Origin of the sequence: Streptomyces sp. MnatMP-M17 (genome assembly GCF_900091995.1) — a bacterium.
GTDB lineage: Bacteria > Actinomycetota > Actinomycetes > Streptomycetales > Streptomycetaceae > Streptomyces.
Window position 1 is genome coordinate 1 of the sequence record NZ_FMDK01000630.1, and the last position, 16,887, is coordinate 16,887.

Below are 16,887 nucleotides of genomic sequence, written 5' to 3' on the forward strand. Positions count from 1 at the left end.
GTGTGGTCCGGCGCCCCGCCAGCCGGTCGGTGGCCTGGTTGACCAGGGCCTCGCTGGCCAGATCGAGGGCCGCGGTCGCCTCGTCGAGCAGCAGTATGTCCGGATCGACCAGTTCGGCGCGGGCCAGGGCGATCAACTGGCGTTGTCCCGCCGAGAGATTGCGGCCCCGCTCGGCGACCTCGTGCAGATAGCCGCCCTCCAGCGTGGCGATCATCTCGTGCGCGCCGACCGCGCGGGCCGCGGCCTCCACATCCGCGTCGCGCGCCTCGGGACGTCCGTAGGCGATGGCGTCACGGACCGTACCGGCGAAGAGATACGCCTCCTGCGGTACGACTCCGAGCCGGTGCCGATACGCCGTCAAATCCAGCTCCCGCAGATCGGTGCCGTCCACGGTGACCCGGCCGCCGGTCGGATCGTAGAACCGCGCGACCAGTTTGACGAGAGTCGACTTGCCCGCGCCGGTCTCGCCGACGAAGGCGACGGTCTGGCCCGCCGGTATCCGCAGTTCGACACCGCTGAGCGCGGCATCCGCGGCGCCCGTCGGCCTGCCGTCGGACGTCGGCCTGCCGTCGGACGTCGGCCTGCCGTCGGACACAAGCCCGTCCGGCGTCGGCCCGTCGGACTCCAGCCCGTTGTAGGTGAACTCCACTCCCTCGAATGCGATCTCGCCGCGCAGCGACAGCACATCCAGCGGCGCCTTCGAGGAGGCCGTCGAGGTCGGCTCCCGCAGCAGCTCCTGGATACGGCCCAGCGAGACCGTCGCCTGCTGATAACCGTCGAAGACCTGCGAGAGCTGCTGTACGGGCGCGAAGAACAGATCGATGTAGAGCAGATACGCCACCAGCGCGCCGGTCGTCAGCGTCCCGGCCTCCACCCGCCCGGCACCGACGATCAGCACGGCCGCCGCGGCCACCGAGGACAGGAGCTGTACGAACGGGAAGTACACCGATATCAGCCACTGGCCGCGCACCCGGGCCGCGCGGTAGTGGTCGCTGCGCCCGGCGAAGCGCTCGGCGCCGTCCTTCTGGCGCCGGAACGCCTGGACGATCCGCAGCCCGGACACCGACTCCTGGAGATCGGCGTTGACGGCGCTGATGCACTCACGGGCCAGTTCGTACGCCTGCACGCTCTTGCGGCGGAAGTAGACCGTACCCACGATCAGTACGGGCAGAGTCGCGAAGACCACCAGCGCGAGCTGGACGTCGATCACCAGCAGCACGACCAGGATGCCGAAGAAGGTGACGACGGAGACGAACGCCGTGACCAGACCGGTCTGGAGGAACGTCGACAGCGCGTCCACATCGGTCGTCATCCGCGTCATGATGCGACCGGTCAGCTCACGCTCGTAGTAGTCGAGTCCGAGCCGCTGGAGCTGCGCGAAGATCTTCAGGCGCAGCGCGTAGAGGATACGTTCGCCGGTCCGCCCGGTCTTGCGCGTCTCACCGATCTGCGCAGCCCACTGGACGAGTACGGCCACCAGCCCCAGCGAGGCCGCGGCCCACACCGCGCCGAGCGCGAGCCGCTCGACGCCCTGGTCGATGCCGTGCCGGATGAGAACCGGCAGCAGCAGACTCATTCCGGCGTCGACGGCGACGAGCGCAAGGCTGATCAGCAGCGGCACTCCGAAGCCGCGCAGCAGTCGGCGCAGTCCGTACGACTCCTCGGCGGCGACGGCGCGCGCCTCGTCGACCTCCGGGCTGTCGGTGGCCGGAGGCAGGGCCTCCACCTGGGCGAGCAGTTCGGGAGTGGCGCCGGGCGCCTTCGCGTCGGAGGCGGTGTACGACCTCTCCTCCCGTATCCACAGCGCGGGAGTGACTCCGCGTTCGGCGTCGAACTCCGCGTCGATCTCCCGCTGGAGGGTACGGGCCTCCTCCGGCGACGGGACGTCCTCGGGACCTCCGGCAGCCACCGGGAGATGGCCGGGCGAGACCTCGCCCAGCTCCTCCGGATCGGTCAGCAGCCGCCGGTAGAGGGCGGACCGCTCCTGGAGCTCCTCATGGGTACCGATGTCGGCGAGGCGCCCGCCGTCGAGTACGGCGATACGGTCCGCCAGCCCGAGGGTGGAGCGGCGGTGGGCGATGAGCAGTGTCGTACGCCCGGCCATCACCGCGCGCAGCGCCTCATGGATCTCGTGCTCCACCCGCGCGTCGACGGCGGAGGTGGCGTCATCGAGAAGGAGCAGCCGCGGGTCGGTGAGGATGGCACGGGCCAGGGCGATGCGCTGGCGCTGGCCGCCTGAGAGGGTGAGGCCCTGCTCGCCCACCTTGGTGTCGTAGCCATTGGGCAGTTGGCTGATGAAGCCATGGGCCTGAGCGGCGCGGGCGGCCTTGAGGATCTCCTCCTCGGTGGCGTCCGGCTTTCCGTAGGCGACATTGGCACGGACGGTGTCCGAGAACAGGAAGCTGTCCTCCGGTACGAGACCGATCGCGGCCCGCAGCGAGTCGAGAGTCAGCTCGCGTACGTCATGGCCGCCGACGAGGACCGCGCCGTGCGTCACGTCGTAGAAGCGGGGCAGCAGCAGCGAGACCGTGGACTTGCCACTGCCGGAGGAGCCGACGACGGCGACGGTCTCGCCGGGCCGGATCTCCAGCGAGAAGCCGTCGAGTACGGGCCTGCCGTCGTCGTACGCGAACGACACGTCGTCGAACTCGACGGAGGTCATGGCGTCCGCCGGCAGTTCCTTGGTGCCGTCCTGGAGAGTCGGCTCGGTGTCGATCAGCTCCAGTACGCGCTCCACGCCGGCCCGCGCCTGCTGGCCGACGGTCAGCACCATGGCGAGCATCCTGACCGGGCCGACGAGCTGCGCGAGATAGGTGGAGAAGGCGACGAACGTACCGAGAGTGATCTGACCGCGGGTGGCCAGCCAGCCGCCGAGCGCCAGCATCGCGACCTGTCCGAGCGCGGGAACGGCCTGGAGCGCCGGGGTGTAACGGGCGTTGAGTCTGATGGTGCGCAGCCGTCCGGCGAAGAGCCTGCGGCCGGCCTCGCGGAGTTTCCCGGTCTCCTGCTCCTCCTGCCCGAAGCCCTTGACGACCCGGACCCCGGAGACGGCTCCGTCGACGACTCCGGCGACGGCGGCGGCCTGTGACTGGGCGTACCAGGTGGCGGGATGCAGCCGGGCGCGGCTGCGGCGGGCGATGTACCAGACGGCCGGGGCCACGGCCAGGGCGACCAGGGTCAGCGGCGGTGACAGCCACGCCATGATCACCAGGGATATCAGGAACAGCAGGACATTGCCGATGGTCATCGGCAGCATGAAGAGCAGGCCCTGGATGAGCTGGAGGTCGCTGGTGGCGCGGCCGATGACCTGTCCGGTGGAGAGACTGTCCTGGCGCCGCCCGTCGAGCCGGGCGATCGTGTCGTACATGTCCGTACGCAGATCGTGCTGGACGTCGAGCGCGAGCCGGCCGCCGTAGTAGCGCCGTACGTAGGTGGCCGCGTAGACGGCGAGCGCGGCGAGGATCAGCAGACCCGTCCAGACCAGGAGGGAGCGCCGGCCGTCCCCGATCACATCGTCGATGACGACCTTGGTGATCAGCGGGACGAGTGCCATCACCGCCATACCGGCCAGCGACGAACCGAGCGCCAGGATCACATTGCGCCGGTAGCGCCACGCGTATCCGGCCAGCCGCCGTGCCCAGCCCTGCTCCGCCGCCACTGATGCCTCCCGATCGTCCTGATCTGCCGGAAGGCCCAACGCGGGCGGCGGCGGATTTCATCCCTCCGCAACAAAGAGCGGTGGAGACCGGTCTCCGGTCCTAGGACCGGAGACCGGTCTGCGTCTCCGCCGCCGGGCCCTCACTTCGCCGCGGCGAGATCCTTGTGGACGGCCCGGGCGACGGCCTGGATGGTGTTGATGCCGTCGTTCATGGTCTTGTTGTCGTGTGTGAGCACGGTGATCAGATAGTTGTTGCCCTTGCCGGTGAACGCGCCGATGCTGTGTACGCGCCAGCCGTGCGTGGACCGCTGGAGCCAGCCGTTCTTGAGCTGGACGGTGGCGGAGGCCGGAGCGCCCGCCGGGACGCCCCAGCGCTGGGACGAGACGACCCGGCGCATCCGGTCCAGGATGTAGCTGCGGGCGTTGTCGCTGAGGACGGTGTTCTTGGCGGTCACCAGGGTCAGGAGCTGCTGCTCGTCACGCGCGGTGATCTGGGTGAGGCCCCAGGAACCGTTCGCGCCCGGAGTGGTCTGGGTCATCCCGGCGGCCTTGAGGAAGCCTTTGACCTTGGTCAGACCGAGCTGCTTCCACAGGGTGCTGGTGGCCGCGTTGTCCGACTTGGTGATCATGGCCGTCGTGAGGTCGACCTCACGCTGCGTCAGATAGCGGTTCGCCTTCTTCGCGTCCCAGAGCAGCGTCGCGAGGACGGTGACCTTGACCACGCTGGCGGAGTCGAACTTCTGCGTGGCGCGCAGGGTGCAGCGCGTATTGGTCGTGCGGTCGTAGACCGCGACGGCGGTGGTGGACTTCCTGGACTTGAGCGCCGCCGTGATGTCCTTGGTCAGCTTGGCGGCGAGGCCCGCCCTGCCCGAGGTACAGCCGACGGCCGGAGTCGCGGCCACGGCGGGCGCCGCTCCCGCGACGACCGGTACGAGCCCCACGGCGAGGGCGACGGAGAGCGCGCCACGGGCGCGCCAGGATATTCGCTGGTGAGTCATGAAGTGAGTCCCGCCCCTGCCCCTGTCGCGTCAACGAGCGCGCCGCACGGCGCGCTCGCAGACATGATGCACAGGGACGGGTCAATGGTTGTATGGGCTCGAACACAATTGCTGACCGAGACCAAATCGTGTTCGTGCTCACGTGGTGTTCGCGCTCAGGAATGCGTCGGCTCTGTGCTCCGGAGCTCGACGTCGGTGCGGGCCTCCGCTATCCCTCGGGCCATGAGCGTGGTCAGTTCGTACGCCGTGTGGGAGGCGGCGACGGAGGTGATCTCGGCGTGGTCGTACGCGGGTGCGACCTCGACGACATCCGCCGAGACCAGATCGCAGGACGCCAGTCCCCGGACAATCTCCAGCAGCTCGCGGGAGGTGAGCCCGCCGGCCTCGGGCGTGCCGGTGCCGGGCGCGTGCGCAGGATCGAGCACATCGATGTCGACGGACATGTACAGCGGGCGGTTCCCTATGCGCTGCCGTAGCTGGTCGACCACCTCGTCCACCCCACGGCGCATCACATCGGCCGAGGTGACAATGCCGAAGCCCATCCTGGCGTCGTCGTCCAGATCCTTCTTCCCGTACAGCGGGCCGCGGGTGCCGACATGGGAGAGCGCCTCCGTGTCGAGGATGCCCTCCTCGAAGGCCCGGCGGAACGGCGTGCCATGTGTGTACGCGGCGCCGAAGTAGGTGTCCCAGGTGTCGAGGTGCGCGTCGAAGTGGAGCAGCGCGACCGGTCCGTGCTTCTTCGCCACCGAGCGCAGCAGAGGCAGCGCGATGGTGTGGTCGCCGCCGAGCGTCATCAGACGCGCGCCGGTGCCGAGCAGTTCGTCGGCGGCGGCCTCGATGGTCTCGACGGCCTCGTCGATACGGAACGGATTGGCGGCGATGTCCCCGGCGTCCGCGACCTGCGCGAGCGCGAAGGGCGAGGCGTCCTGGGCCGGGTTGTACGGGCGCAGCAGCCGCGACGCCTCGCGGATCGCGTTGCCGCCGAACCGGGCGCCCGGCCGGTAGGAGACGCCGCTGTCGAAAGGGACGCCGACGACGGCGACATCGGCGGTGCCGACCTCGTCCAGCCTGGGCAGCCGGGCGAACGTGGCCGGGCCCGCGTACCGCGGGATACGGGACGAGTCGACGGGACCGCGCGGGCCGTCCTCACGGTCGGCCGTGGCCGGGTGTACCTGTCCGTTGCTGCTCATCGTCGGGCCTTTCCGGGTGATGCGTGCGGCTGCGCACTGCTGGCACCGCACTGTTCCGCCTGGTGCTGTCTTGCTCTGGTCGGTCTGGTCGGTCTTGCTGCGTCAAGAATGGACCGGCGCCCCGACAGGCGGTTGGACCTGTGGAAAACCTGTCCTCAGCCCTGTGGATAACTGAGCGCCTCGTCTACGACCGTTCCACGTTTTCCACACCCCTGGACACTCTGACTGACCGCCGGGTAACTTTCCCTGAGCAAGCGCTTAATCGAAGCTCGGGCCAGTCATGGCGAATGCCCAGGCCGGCCGTGCGCCACCGGCCCGTGAACCGCAGGAGGTTTTCCCGTGCGTCGTACCGTCTACAACGAGGACCACGAGGCGTTCCGGGAGACCATCCGCGCCTTCATCGAGGCCGAGGTCGTTCCGGTCTACGACGAGTGGTACGCGGCGGGCCAGGCGCCCCGCGATTTCTACTACAAGCTTGGTGAGCTGGGCGTCTTCGGGATCGAGGTGCCGGAGGAGTACGGCGGCGCGGGCGAGGAGTCCTTCAAGTTCCAGGCGGTCATGACCGAGGAGGCCGCACGCGCGGGCGTCTCCTTCGGCGGCTCCGGCGTCCATGTGGCGCTCTGCCTGCCGTATCTGAAGGCGTATGCCACGGACGAGCAGAAGAAGCGCTGGCTGCCGGACTTCGTCAGTGGCCGGACCATGTACGCCATCGCCATGACCGAGCCGGGCACCGGCTCCGATCTGGCCGGTATGAAGACGACCGCCCGGCTCTCCGAGGACGGTACGCACTATGTGCTCAACGGCGCCAAGACCTTCATCACCGGCGGTGTTCACGCGGACCGCGTCATCGTCTGCGCCCGTACCGCCGCCCCGACCGCCGACGACCGGCGTCATGGCATATCCCTGCTGGTCGTGGACACGAGGTCCGAGGGCTACGCGGTCGGCCGTAAGCTCGACAAGCTGGGCCTGAAGACCTCCGACACCGCCGAACTGTCCTTCAGCGATGTGAAGGTCCCGGTCGGGGATCTGCTCGGCGAGGAGAACAAGGGCTTCTCCTATCTCGGCCAGAATCTGCCTCAGGAGCGTCTGGGCATCGCCGTCGGCGCCTACGCGCAGGCCGCCGCCGCGGTGCGGTTCGCACAGCAGTACGTGCAGGAGCGGACGGTCTTCGGCAAGTCCGTGGCGTCCTTCCAGAACACCAAGTTCGAACTGGCCGCCTGCAAGGCCGAGGTGGACGCGGCGGAGGCCGTCGTCGACCGCGCGCTGGAAGCCCATGACCTGGGCGAACTGTCCGCCGCCGAGGCCGCGTCCGCGAAGCTCTTCACCACCGAGGTCGCGCACCGCGTCATAGACCGGTGCCTCCAGCTCCATGGCGGCTACGGCTATATGAACGAGTATCCGATCGCCCGGCTGTACGCGGACAACCGTGTCAACCGTATCTACGGCGGCACCAGCGAGGTCATGAAGATGATCATCGCCAAGTCGATGGGCCTCTGAGCGCCCTCCTGAGCCCTCCCTCACAACCGGACGCCACAGCCCAGGAAGTCGTCGTCCCGGACCTCACCGTCCGGGACGTCACCGTCGGAGCAGATCGGCCTCGTTCAGCAGATACGCGGTCATCGGGTCGTAGAAGCGCGGGTCCGTGACATGGTCGTCCAGCGGGACCGTCACCTCCATCGTGCCCTCGGCCTCGGCGAGGAAGAGCGCGGGATCGTTGCAGTCCGCGTATCCGACCGAGTCCAGTCCCCGCTGGGCCGCGTATCCCGCCCAGCCGTGGTCCGCGACCACCAGATCAGGCAGCGGTCTGCCCTCGCCCTCCAGGGCGTCCAGGATCGCCCGCATGGGCTCCGGCGAGTGGGTGTGCCAGAGAGTCGCGCCGCGCTCCAGCATCGCGACATCGGCGAACTGGAAGACCATGCCCTCGTCGGCGGTGAGCCCGCCGGGAATCTGTACGATCTCGCAGCCCGCGGCCCGCAGCGCGTCCGCGGTCTGCCGGTGTACGTCGAGCAGCCCGCCCGGATGGCCGGTCGCGAACAGTACGCGCTCCCTGGCCAGAACGGCCTTGCGCAGCCGGGCGGCCATCCGCTCCAGGGCGCCGACGGTCAGCTCGGGATCGATGGTGTCCTGGCCGGCCCGGTGCTCGGGATCGTCGTTGACACCGCACCGCTCGGCCATCACGGCGAGGACGTCCTGCTCGTCGGTCCAGCGGTCGCCCAGCTCCAGGCCCAGCCAGTAGTGGCGGTCACCGTTGGCGAGCTTGCGGTAGTGGGAGAGATTGTTGTCGCGAGGAGTGGCCACGTCTCCGGCGATACGGGTGCGGACGAGGTGGTCGACGAGGGCAGCGCGGCTGGGTATCGGCATGAGCCCATTGTGCCGTCAGCCCCACACCGCGCGCCGGATGTCCCGGCCTCCGGGCGTGAGCGTCCCGGCCTTCGACTACAGGTGTCCCGGTCTCCGGCTGTGGGTGTCCAGGTCTCCGGGCAGCGCTGGATGACCTTCCTGTCAGATGTACATCCGCTACATTTGTTACATGAGCGAGCCGGTAGTCGCATCCATGGCCGAAGTCCGCAACCACCTGGCGGATGTCATCGACCGCGCACGGCGGGACGACACCCCCACCGTCATCACCCGCCGCGGCAAGGAGGAAGCCGTTCTGGTCGACATCGACGAGTACCGGCGACTGCGGGAGATCGCGGAACGGAGCGAGGACGCCTGGCTCAACCGGCTGGCCGACGAAGCCGAATCCGAGGGAACAGCCGGCTCCATCTCACCTGAGGAGATGGCTGAGGCGCTCCGCTCCCACCACGCCTGATCCATGGGATACGTCACGCGGTTCACCCCGCACGCGCAGCGGGACATGCTCAAGATCTCCCGCCCCGAGGCCCTGCGGATTCTGTACCGGCTCAGCGAGCTCCAAAAGGCGCTGGACGAAGGCGACACCGCAGCCTTTGACATCAAAGCCCTACAGGGCCACAGCGCCCGGTGGCGGCTCCGGGTCGGCGACCATCGTGTCGTCTATACGATCGAGGACGGCCTGTTGATCGTATGGGTGCTGGCAGTCGGCAACCGCCGGGATATCCATCGCGGCATGTGAGCATGCGCACCATATGAGCACTCCGGCCCCGCCGCTAAACCGACCCCGGCACCGGGTCCTCGTCGCCCAGTGCCGCGAAAGCTCCGTGGGCCAGTCGGCGCAGGAGGGATTCCGTTGCCGTGCGGCTCGGTGGGCCCCCGCCGGGGGCGCCGAGGTGTGGGGTTGAGTTCAGCAGGCCGAAGACGGCGTGGACCGCGCCGCGGGCCTGGGTTTCCGGTACGTCCGGGTAGAGCTTGCGTACGACGTCGACCCATAGCTCCACGTACTGTCGCTGGAGCTGTCGGACCAGCTTGCGGTCGCTGTCCCTGAGGCGGTCCAGCTCACGGTCGTGGAGAGTGATCAGCGGGCGGTCGTCGAGGGCGAAGTCGATATGCCCGTCGATCAGCGAGGCCAGCAGGGCGGCCGGGTCGCCGTCCGTCCCGGCCACGCGCACGCGTAGCCTGCCGCCGTCCAGCAGCCGTCCGCTGATACCGACGAGCAGTTCGGCGAGCATCGCGTCCTTGCCCGTGAAATGGCGGTACAGCCCGGGACCGCTGATACCGACGGCCGCTCCTATCTCATCGACGCCGACACCGTGGAATCCACGCTCGGCGAAGAGGCGCGCTGCGTGCTTGAGGATCTGCTCGCGGCGGGTCGGGGCGGCGGTCCTGGTGCTCATGGGAAATCATTCTAGACAGGGCTGTTAGCGGTCGTTAACCTTATGGCAACAACGTTAACGCTCACTAACCCGGTGAGTGCCCGGCGAGCCCAGCGAGGAGCTACGAGCGATGCAGCAGGCACCGGTGCTGGCGAGCGCCGCGGATCCGTCCGCCGAGGCCTGGCGGATCAACGAGGCGGCGCACGAGGACCTGGCCCTCGGTCTGCGCACGCGGCTCGCCGCGGCGCGGCTGGGCGGCGGCGAGAAGGCCCGCGCGCGCCACACAGCGCGCGGAAAGCTGGTGCCGCGCGACCGCGTGGACACCCTGCTCGACCCGGGCTCGCCCTTTCTGGAGCTGGCGCCGCTCGCGGCCGAAGGGATGTACGGCGGCGCGGCCCCGGCCGCCGGAGTGATCGCCGGGATCGGCCGGGTCAGCGGCCGTGAGGTGGTGATCGTCGCCAATGACGCCACGGTCAAGGGCGGCACGTATTACCCGATGACGGTGAAGAAACACCTCCGCGCCCAGGAAGTGGCCCTGGAGAACAGACTGCCGTGTCTGTATCTGGTGGACTCCGGCGGCGCCTTCCTGCCCATGCAGGACGAGGTCTTCCCCGACCGGGACCACTTCGGACGGATCTTCTACAACCAGGCCAGGATGTCCGGCGCCGGCATTCCGCAGATCGCCGCGGTGCTCGGATCCTGCACGGCGGGCGGCGCGTATGTCCCGGCGATGAGCGACGAAGCGGTGATCGTGCGCGGTCAGGGCACGATCTTCCTGGGCGGGCCGCCGCTGGTGAAGGCGGCGACGGGCGAGGTCGTCACGGCCGAGGAGCTGGGCGGCGGCGAGGTGCACTCCCGGATCTCCGGTGTCACCGACCATCTCGCGGAGGACGACGCGCACGCGCTGCGGATCGTGCGCACCATCGTCTCCACGCTGCCCGCGCGCGGCGCGCTTCCCTGGTCCGTCGAGCCGGTCGAGGAGCCCAAGGCCGATCCCGCCGGGCTGTACGGAGCGGTGCCGGTGGACTCCCGTACGCCCTACGACGTCCGTGAGGTCATCGCGCGGCTGGTCGACGGCTCGCGGTTCGCCGAGTTCAAGGCCGAGTTCGGTACGACACTGGTGACGGGATTCGCGCGGATCCATGGGCACCCCGTCGGGATCATCGCCAACAACGGCATCCTGTTCTCCGAATCCGCCCAGAAGGGCGCGCACTTCATCGAGCTGTGCGACCAGCGCGGTATCCCGCTGCTCTTCCTCCAGAACATCTCCGGCTTCATGGTCGGCAGGGACTACGAGGCGGGCGGCATCGCCAAGCACGGCGCGAAGATGGTGACGGCCGTGGCGTGCGCGCGGGTGCCGAAGCTGACGGTCGTGATCGGCGGTTCGTACGGCGCGGGCAACTACTCGATGTGCGGCCGGGCCTACTCGCCGCGCTTCCTATGGATGTGGCCCAACGCCAAGATCTCGGTCATGGGAGGCGAGCAGGCCGCGTCCGTGCTGGCGACGGTCAAGCGCGACCAGATCGAAGGGCGCGGCGAGGAGTGGCCGGCCGAGGACGAGGAGTCGTTCAAGTCGCCGATCCGCGCGCAGTACGAGACCCAGGGCAACGCCTATTACGCGACCGCGCGCCTCTGGGACGACGGTGTGATCGACCCGCTGGAGACCCGGCAGGTGGTGGGTCTGGCCCTGACCGCGTGTGCCAACGCCCCACTGCCCCAGCGGGACAGCGCGGCGCCCGGCTTCGGCGTCTTCCGGATGTGATGTGAGGGTGGGCATGTTCGACACGGTTCTGATCGCCAACCGCGGCGAGATCGCGGTGCGTGTCATCCGTACTCTGCGGGCTCTGGGGGTGCGCTCGGTCGCGGTCTTCAGCGACGCGGACGCGGACGCCCGGCATGTGCGGGAGGCCGACACGGCCGTACGGATCGGCCCGGCCGCCGCGTCCGAGAGCTATCTCTCCGTGGACAGGCTGCTGGCAGCGGCGGCCCGTACGGGAGCGCAGGCGGTCCATCCGGGCTATGGCTTCCTCGCGGAGAACGAGACGTTCGCGCGGGCCTGCGCGGACGCCGGGCTGGTCTTCATCGGGCCGCCCGCCTCCGCCATCGAGCTGATGGGCGACAAGATCCGCGCCAAGGAGACGGTCCGGGCGGCGGGCGTCCCGGTGGTGCCCGGCTCCTCGGGCAGCGGTCTGACCGATGGCGAACTGGCCGCCGCGGCGGCGGAGATCGGTATGCCGGTGCTGCTCAAGCCCTCGGCGGGCGGCGGCGGCAAGGGCATGCGGCTGGTGCGCGCGGAGTCGCTGCTCGCCGAGGAGATCGCGGCGGCCCGCCGGGAGGCGCGCTCCTCCTTCGGGGACGACACGCTGCTGGTGGAGCGGTGGGTGGACCGGCCGCGCCATATCGAGATCCAGGTGCTGGCGGACACCCACGGCAATGTGGTGCATCTCGGCGAGCGCGAGTGCTCGCTCCAGCGCCGCCATCAGAAGATCATCGAGGAGGCGCCGTCCGTCCTGCTGGACGAGGCGACGCGCGCGGCGATGGGCGAGGCGGCGGTCCAGGCGGCGCGCTCGTGCGGATACGCGGGCGCGGGGACGGTCGAGTTCATCGTGCCCGGCCGCGATCCGGCCTCGTACTTCTTCATGGAGATGAACACCCGCCTCCAGGTGGAGCATCCGGTCACGGAGCTGGTCACGGGCCTCGATCTGGTCGAGTGGCAGCTACGGGTCGCCGCCGGCGAGGAGCTTCCCTTCGCCCAGGCCGACATCGCCCTCACCGGTCACGCCGTGGAGGCCCGGATCTACGCGGAGGACCCGGCGCGCGGATTCCTGCCCACCGGCGGTACGGTCCTGGCGCTGCGCGAGCCGCAGGGCGACGGCGTACGGACGGACTCGGGCCTCTCCGAGGGCTCGGACGTCGGCAGTACGTACGACCCGATGCTCTCCAAGGTCATCGCCCATGGCCCGGACCGGTCCACCGCCCTGCGCAGACTACGGGCGGCCCTCGCCGGAACGGTCACGCTGGGCGTCCCCACGAACGCCGGCTTCCTCCGCCGGCTTCTCGCCCATCCCTCGGTGATCGCGGGCGATCTCGACACGGGCCTGGTGGAGCGGGACACGGCGTCCCTGCTTCCGGACGGAGTCCCGCCGGAGATCTACGCGGCGGCGGCAGCGGTACGCCAGACGGAGCTTCGGCCGCCCGCGCGCGCGGGATGGGTGGATCCCTTCTCCGTACCGAACGGCTGGCGCCTGGGCGGCGAACCCGTCCCGGTGACACACCAGTTGCGGGTGACGGGACTCGAACCCGTCGCTCACCAGATGCGGCCCGGGGACAGGTTCCAGGTGGAGTCCACCCGGGTCACGGTCACCGTTGACGGGATGACTCACACATTCCATCGGGCCGGCGACTGGCTCGGCAGGGACGGCGAGAGCTGGCATGTGGTGGACTTCGATCCCGTCGAGGCCGCCCTGCGCGGGAGCGGCGCGCGCGGCGGAGTGGACTCACTGGTCGCGCCCATGCCGGGCACCGTCACCGTGGTCAAGGTGGCGGTCGGGGACGAGGTGGCGGCCGGGCAGAGTCTGCTCGTCGTCGAGGCGATGAAGATGGAGCACGTCATCTCCGCGCCGCACGCGGGCACCGTCACCGAGCTGGATGTCACGCCCGGCTCCACCGTCGCCATGGACCAGATCCTGGCGGTCGTCACCCCGGCGCCCGCACCGGAGGACCTCGCGCCGACCGCGCCGACCGCGCCCACGGACACCGCCATCCCTCAGGAGGAGTCATGACCGACGGACTGCCCATGGCCGTTCCGGCGGAGGGACTGCCGCCCCAGGTGCGTATCCACGAGGTGGGCGCGCGCGACGGACTCCAGAACGAGAAGGCCGTCGTACCGACCGAGGTGAAGGCCGAGTTCATCCACCGGCTCGCCCACGCCGGGCTCACCACCATCGAGGCCACCAGCCTCGTACGCCCCGACTGGGTGCCTCAGCTCGCCGACGCCGAGGAGCTGTTCCCTCTCCTCGGCGATCTGGGCGGGGAGGTCGCGCTTCCCGTCCTCGTCCCCAACTCCCGTGGCCTCGACCGTGCCATCGCCCTCGGTGTCCGCCGTATCGCCGTGTTCGGCAGCGCCACCGAGTCCTTCGCCAAGGCCAATCTCAACCGTACGGTCGACGAATCGCTCGCCATGTTCGCGCCGGTGGTCGAGCGGGCCCGTGCGGACAAGATCCATGTCCGCGGCTATCTCTCCATGTGCTTCGGCGACCCGTGGGAAGGTCCCGTCCCCGTCCATCAGGTCGTCCGGGTCGCCAAGGCCCTGCTGGACCTGGGCTGTGACGAGCTGAGCCTCGGCGACACCATCGGCGTCGCCACTCCCGGCCATGTACAGATCCTCCTCGCCGAGCTGAACGAGGAGGGCGTGCCGACCAATGCCCTCGGTGTGCACTTCCACGACACCTACGGCCAGGCACTCGCCAACACCTTCGCCGCGCTCCAGCACGGTGTGACCACGGTGGACGCCTCCGCGGGCGGCCTCGGCGGCTGCCCGTACGCGAAGAGCGCCACCGGAAACCTCGCCACCGAAGACCTCGTGTGGATGCTCGACGGCCTCGGTATCGAGACCGGCGTCGATCTCGGCAAGCTCACCGCCACCAGCGTCTGGCTGGCCGAACGGCTGGGCCGTCCCAGCCCCTCCCGTACCGTCCGAGCCCTCTCCCACAAGGAGTGACGCACCCATGTCCCTGGACCACCGGCTCTCCGCCGAGCACGAAGAACTGCGCCGCACCGTCGAGGAGTTCGCCCATGACGTCGTGGCGCCCAAGATCGGCGATTTCTACGAGCGGCACGAGTTCCCGTACGAGATCGTCCGTGAGATGGGACGGATGGGCCTGTTCGGTCTGCCGTTCCCCGAGGAGTACGGCGGTATGGGCGGCGACTATCTCGCGCTCGGTATCGCCCTCGAAGAGCTGGCACGCGTCGACTCCTCCGTGGCGATCACCCTGGAGGCCGGAGTCTCGCTCGGCGCCATGCCCATCCATCTCTTCGGTACGGAGGAGCAGAAGCGCGAGTGGCTCCCGGGCCTCTGCTCGGGCGAGGTGCTCGGCGCGTTCGGGCTGACGGAGCCGGAGGCAGGCTCCGACGCGGGAGGCACCCGCACCACCGCCGTGCGCGACGGCGACATGTGGGTGATCAACGGCAGCAAGTGCTTCATCACCAACTCCGGTACGGACATCACCGGACTGGTCACGGTCACGGCCGTCACCGGCCACAAGGCGGACGGCCGTCCGGAGATCTCCTCGATCATCGTCCCGTCCGGAACGCCCGGCTTCACCGTCGCCGCGCCCTACTCCAAGGTCGGCTGGAACGCCTCGGACACCCGCGAGTTGTCCTTCTCGGACGTACGGGTCCCGCTGGCGAATCTGCTCGGCCAGGAGGGCCGGGGATACGCCCAGTTCCTCCGTATCCTCGACGAGGGCCGGATCGCGATCTCCGCGCTGGCGACCGGTCTCGCCCAGGGCTGTGTGGACGAGTCGGTGGCGTACGCGAAGCAGCGGCACGCGTTCGGGCGGCCGATCGGTGCCAACCAGGCCATCCAGTTCAAGCTCGCCGACATGGAGATGCGCGCGCACATGGCGCGGATCGGCTGGCGGGACGCGGCCTCGCGGCTGGTCCACGGTGAGCCGTTCAAGAAGGAGGCGGCGCTGGCGAAGCTGTACTCGTCGACGGTCGCCGTCGACAACGCCCGCGAGGCCACCCAGATCCATGGCGGCTACGGCTTCATGAACGAGTATCCGGTGGCCAGGATGTGGCGCGACTCCAAGATCCTGGAGATCGGCGAGGGCACGAGCGAGGTCCAGCGGATGCTGATCGCACGGGAGCTGGGCCTGCCGGGCTGAGCGACGACGGTGCGCGGCGGGTGCACGGCGGGTACGCGGCGGGTACGCGGCAGATGCACGGCGGGTACGCGGCGGGCGCCGAGGGCCGGCCGGTCCCCGGCACCCGCCGCGCGTGGGTCCGTCAGCCGGTCGGCCAGGGCACCAGCGGCGAGCGGTAGTAGTCGATACCGAGCGCCGTCATACGCGGTCCCTGCGCCGCCAGCCGCACCTTGTACGTGTCCCAGTCGTGCGTGGCCGCCGGGGACCAGCCCAGCTCCGCGACACCGAGCAGCCGCGGGAACGCCATGAACTCCACCTGGTCACTGGTGGCGAGCGTTTCCGTCCAGAGCGGCGCCTCGATTCCGAGCACCGCGTCCTCGGGCACGCCCGCATCGGCGAGATACGTCGCCGGATCCCAGCCGTACGAACGGTCCACCTCGGTGTAGCCGGCCCAGGACTGGCCCAGCGCGGTGCTTCTGTCGTACTTCATATCGAGATACACGCGGTCAGCCGGAGAGAGGATCAGCCCGGTGCCCTTCTTGGCCGCCGCCGCGACCTGCGCGCGCTCGGCGGCGCCCGTGGCGTCGTAACCCCAGTACTGGGCCACGGCTCCCGCGACCGGCGTGGCGCCGGTGAGCTGATGCCAGCCGACGACGGTCTTGCCGTACTTCCGGACGACGGCCTGCGCCCGGTCCATGAAGGCCACATAGTCGGCATGGCTGGTGGCGTGCGCCTCGTCGCCGCCGATGTGGAGGTACTTGCCCGGCGTGAGCGCGGCCAGCTCGCGCACCACGTCGTCCACGAAGTCGTACGTCACCTGCTTCGACACGCACAGCGAGCTGAAGCCGACGCTCGTGCCCGTGTAGAGCGGAGGCGCGACACCGTCGCAGTTCAGCTCGGCGTACGAGGCGAGCGCGGCGTTGGTGTGGCCCGGCATGTCGATCTCCGGGATGACCTCCAGCTCGCGGGAGTCCGCGTAGCGCACCAGATCGCGGTACTGGGCCTTGGTGTAGTAGCCGCCTGGACCGCCGCCGACCTGGGTGGAACCGCCGTATGTGGCCAGCCTCGGCCAGGAGTCGACGGCGATCCGCCAGCCCTGGTCGTCGGAGAGGTGCAGATGCAGCTTGTTGATCTTGTAGAGCGCCAGCTGGTCGATATAGAGCTTGACCTGATCGACCGTCAGGAAGTGGCGTGAGACATCGAGCATCGCGCCCCGGTAGGCATAGCGCGGGCTGTCCGTGATGGTGCCGCCCGCGACCTTCCAGGGACCGCGCTGCGCGCCGCGCTTCTCCACCGAGGCGGGCAGCAGCTGGCGCAGTGTCTGGACGCCGTGGAAGAGTCCGGCGGGCTCACGGGCGGTGATCGTGACACCGCGCCGCCCGGACTCCAGCCGGTAGCCCTCCGCGCCCAGACTCCGCTCGCCCGTGCCGAGCCGCAGCCCGG

13 protein-coding genes are annotated in these 16,887 nt (G+C 69.6%); 7 read left to right on the top strand and 6 right to left on the bottom strand.

Going from position 1 to position 16,887, the window contains the following annotated elements; genetic code table 11:
- From GA0115259_RS26465 to speB, 3 genes are all read right to left on the bottom strand, one after another.
- Positions 1-3,658 (bottom strand): ABC transporter ATP-binding protein (locus GA0115259_RS26465; RefSeq protein ID WP_093601667.1); only part of this gene is annotated, 3,658 nt, incomplete at its 3' end.
- Positions 3,659-3,798: 140 nt separating this feature from the next.
- Complete coding sequence (locus GA0115259_RS26470) at positions 3,799-4,656, bottom strand: serine hydrolase (protein WP_093601669.1); 858 nt, start codon at positions 4,654-4,656, stop codon at positions 3,799-3,801.
- 155 nt (positions 4,657-4,811) lie between these two features.
- The gene (gene speB, locus GA0115259_RS26475) at positions 4,812-5,846 is read right to left on the bottom strand and encodes an agmatinase (protein WP_093601672.1); all 1,035 of its coding nucleotides are present in this window, start codon (positions 5,844-5,846) and stop codon (positions 4,812-4,814) included.
- A gap of 339 nt (positions 5,847-6,185) precedes the next feature.
- Here speB and GA0115259_RS26480 point away from each other — a divergent pair, with 339 nt between their 5' ends.
- The gene (locus GA0115259_RS26480) at positions 6,186-7,343 is read left to right on the top strand and encodes an acyl-CoA dehydrogenase family protein (RefSeq protein WP_093601674.1); all 1,158 of its coding nucleotides are present in this window, start codon (positions 6,186-6,188) and stop codon (positions 7,341-7,343) included.
- A 78-nt stretch (positions 7,344-7,421) separates the two neighbouring features.
- Here GA0115259_RS26480 and GA0115259_RS26485 read toward each other — a convergent pair whose 3' ends face one another.
- Positions 7,422-8,207 carry a phosphatase gene (locus tag GA0115259_RS26485; protein ID WP_093601676.1) on the bottom strand — a complete coding sequence of 262 codons (786 nt, stop codon included), beginning with the start codon at positions 8,205-8,207 and terminating at the stop codon, positions 7,422-7,424.
- 169 nt (positions 8,208-8,376) lie between these two features.
- Between GA0115259_RS26485 and GA0115259_RS26490 the strand changes: the two genes are divergently transcribed.
- Together GA0115259_RS26490 and GA0115259_RS26495 are read left to right on the top strand one after the other, a co-directional pair.
- On the top strand, positions 8,377-8,658 hold the full coding sequence (locus GA0115259_RS26490) for a type II toxin-antitoxin system Phd/YefM family antitoxin (RefSeq protein ID WP_237540515.1): 282 nt from the start codon (positions 8,377-8,379) through the stop codon (positions 8,656-8,658).
- 3 nt (positions 8,659-8,661) lie between these two features.
- Entirely contained in the window at positions 8,662-8,940 is a 279-nt protein-coding gene (locus GA0115259_RS26495; RefSeq protein WP_093601680.1) for a type II toxin-antitoxin system RelE family toxin, read from the top strand.
- A 34-nt stretch (positions 8,941-8,974) separates the two neighbouring features.
- Here the strand turns inward: GA0115259_RS26495 and GA0115259_RS26500 are convergent, their stop codons facing one another.
- On the bottom strand, positions 8,975-9,598 hold the full coding sequence (locus GA0115259_RS26500; protein ID WP_093601682.1) for an SACE_7040 family transcriptional regulator: 624 nt from the start codon (positions 9,596-9,598) through the stop codon (positions 8,975-8,977).
- Positions 9,599-9,707: 109 nt separating this feature from the next.
- On the opposite strand from GA0115259_RS26500, the gene GA0115259_RS26505 reads away from it, so the two are divergent.
- The 4 genes from GA0115259_RS26505 to GA0115259_RS26520 are packed head-to-tail and all read left to right on the top strand — an operon-like array spanning position 9,708 to position 15,465.
- The gene (locus GA0115259_RS26505) at positions 9,708-11,339 is read left to right on the top strand and encodes a carboxyl transferase domain-containing protein (protein WP_093601684.1); all 1,632 of its coding nucleotides are present in this window, start codon (positions 9,708-9,710) and stop codon (positions 11,337-11,339) included.
- Positions 11,340-11,352: 13 nt separating this feature from the next.
- Positions 11,353-13,359, top strand: a complete 2,007-nt coding sequence (locus GA0115259_RS26510) for an ATP-binding protein (protein WP_093601692.1) — start codon at positions 11,353-11,355, stop codon at positions 13,357-13,359.
- A complete protein-coding gene (locus GA0115259_RS26515; protein WP_093601686.1) occupies positions 13,356-14,297 on the top strand; it encodes a hydroxymethylglutaryl-CoA lyase in 942 nt (313 codons plus the stop codon). The genes GA0115259_RS26510 and GA0115259_RS26515 overlap by 4 nt, the downstream gene beginning before the upstream one ends.
- A gap of 7 nt (positions 14,298-14,304) precedes the next feature.
- Complete coding sequence (locus tag GA0115259_RS26520) at positions 14,305-15,465, top strand: acyl-CoA dehydrogenase family protein (protein WP_093601688.1); 1,161 nt, start codon at positions 14,305-14,307, stop codon at positions 15,463-15,465.
- A gap of 121 nt (positions 15,466-15,586) precedes the next feature.
- On the opposite strand, the gene GA0115259_RS26525 is transcribed toward GA0115259_RS26520, so the two are convergent.
- A partial coding sequence (locus GA0115259_RS26525) for a family 20 glycosylhydrolase (protein ID WP_093601690.1) occupies positions 15,587-16,887 on the bottom strand: 1,301 nt, incomplete at its 5' end.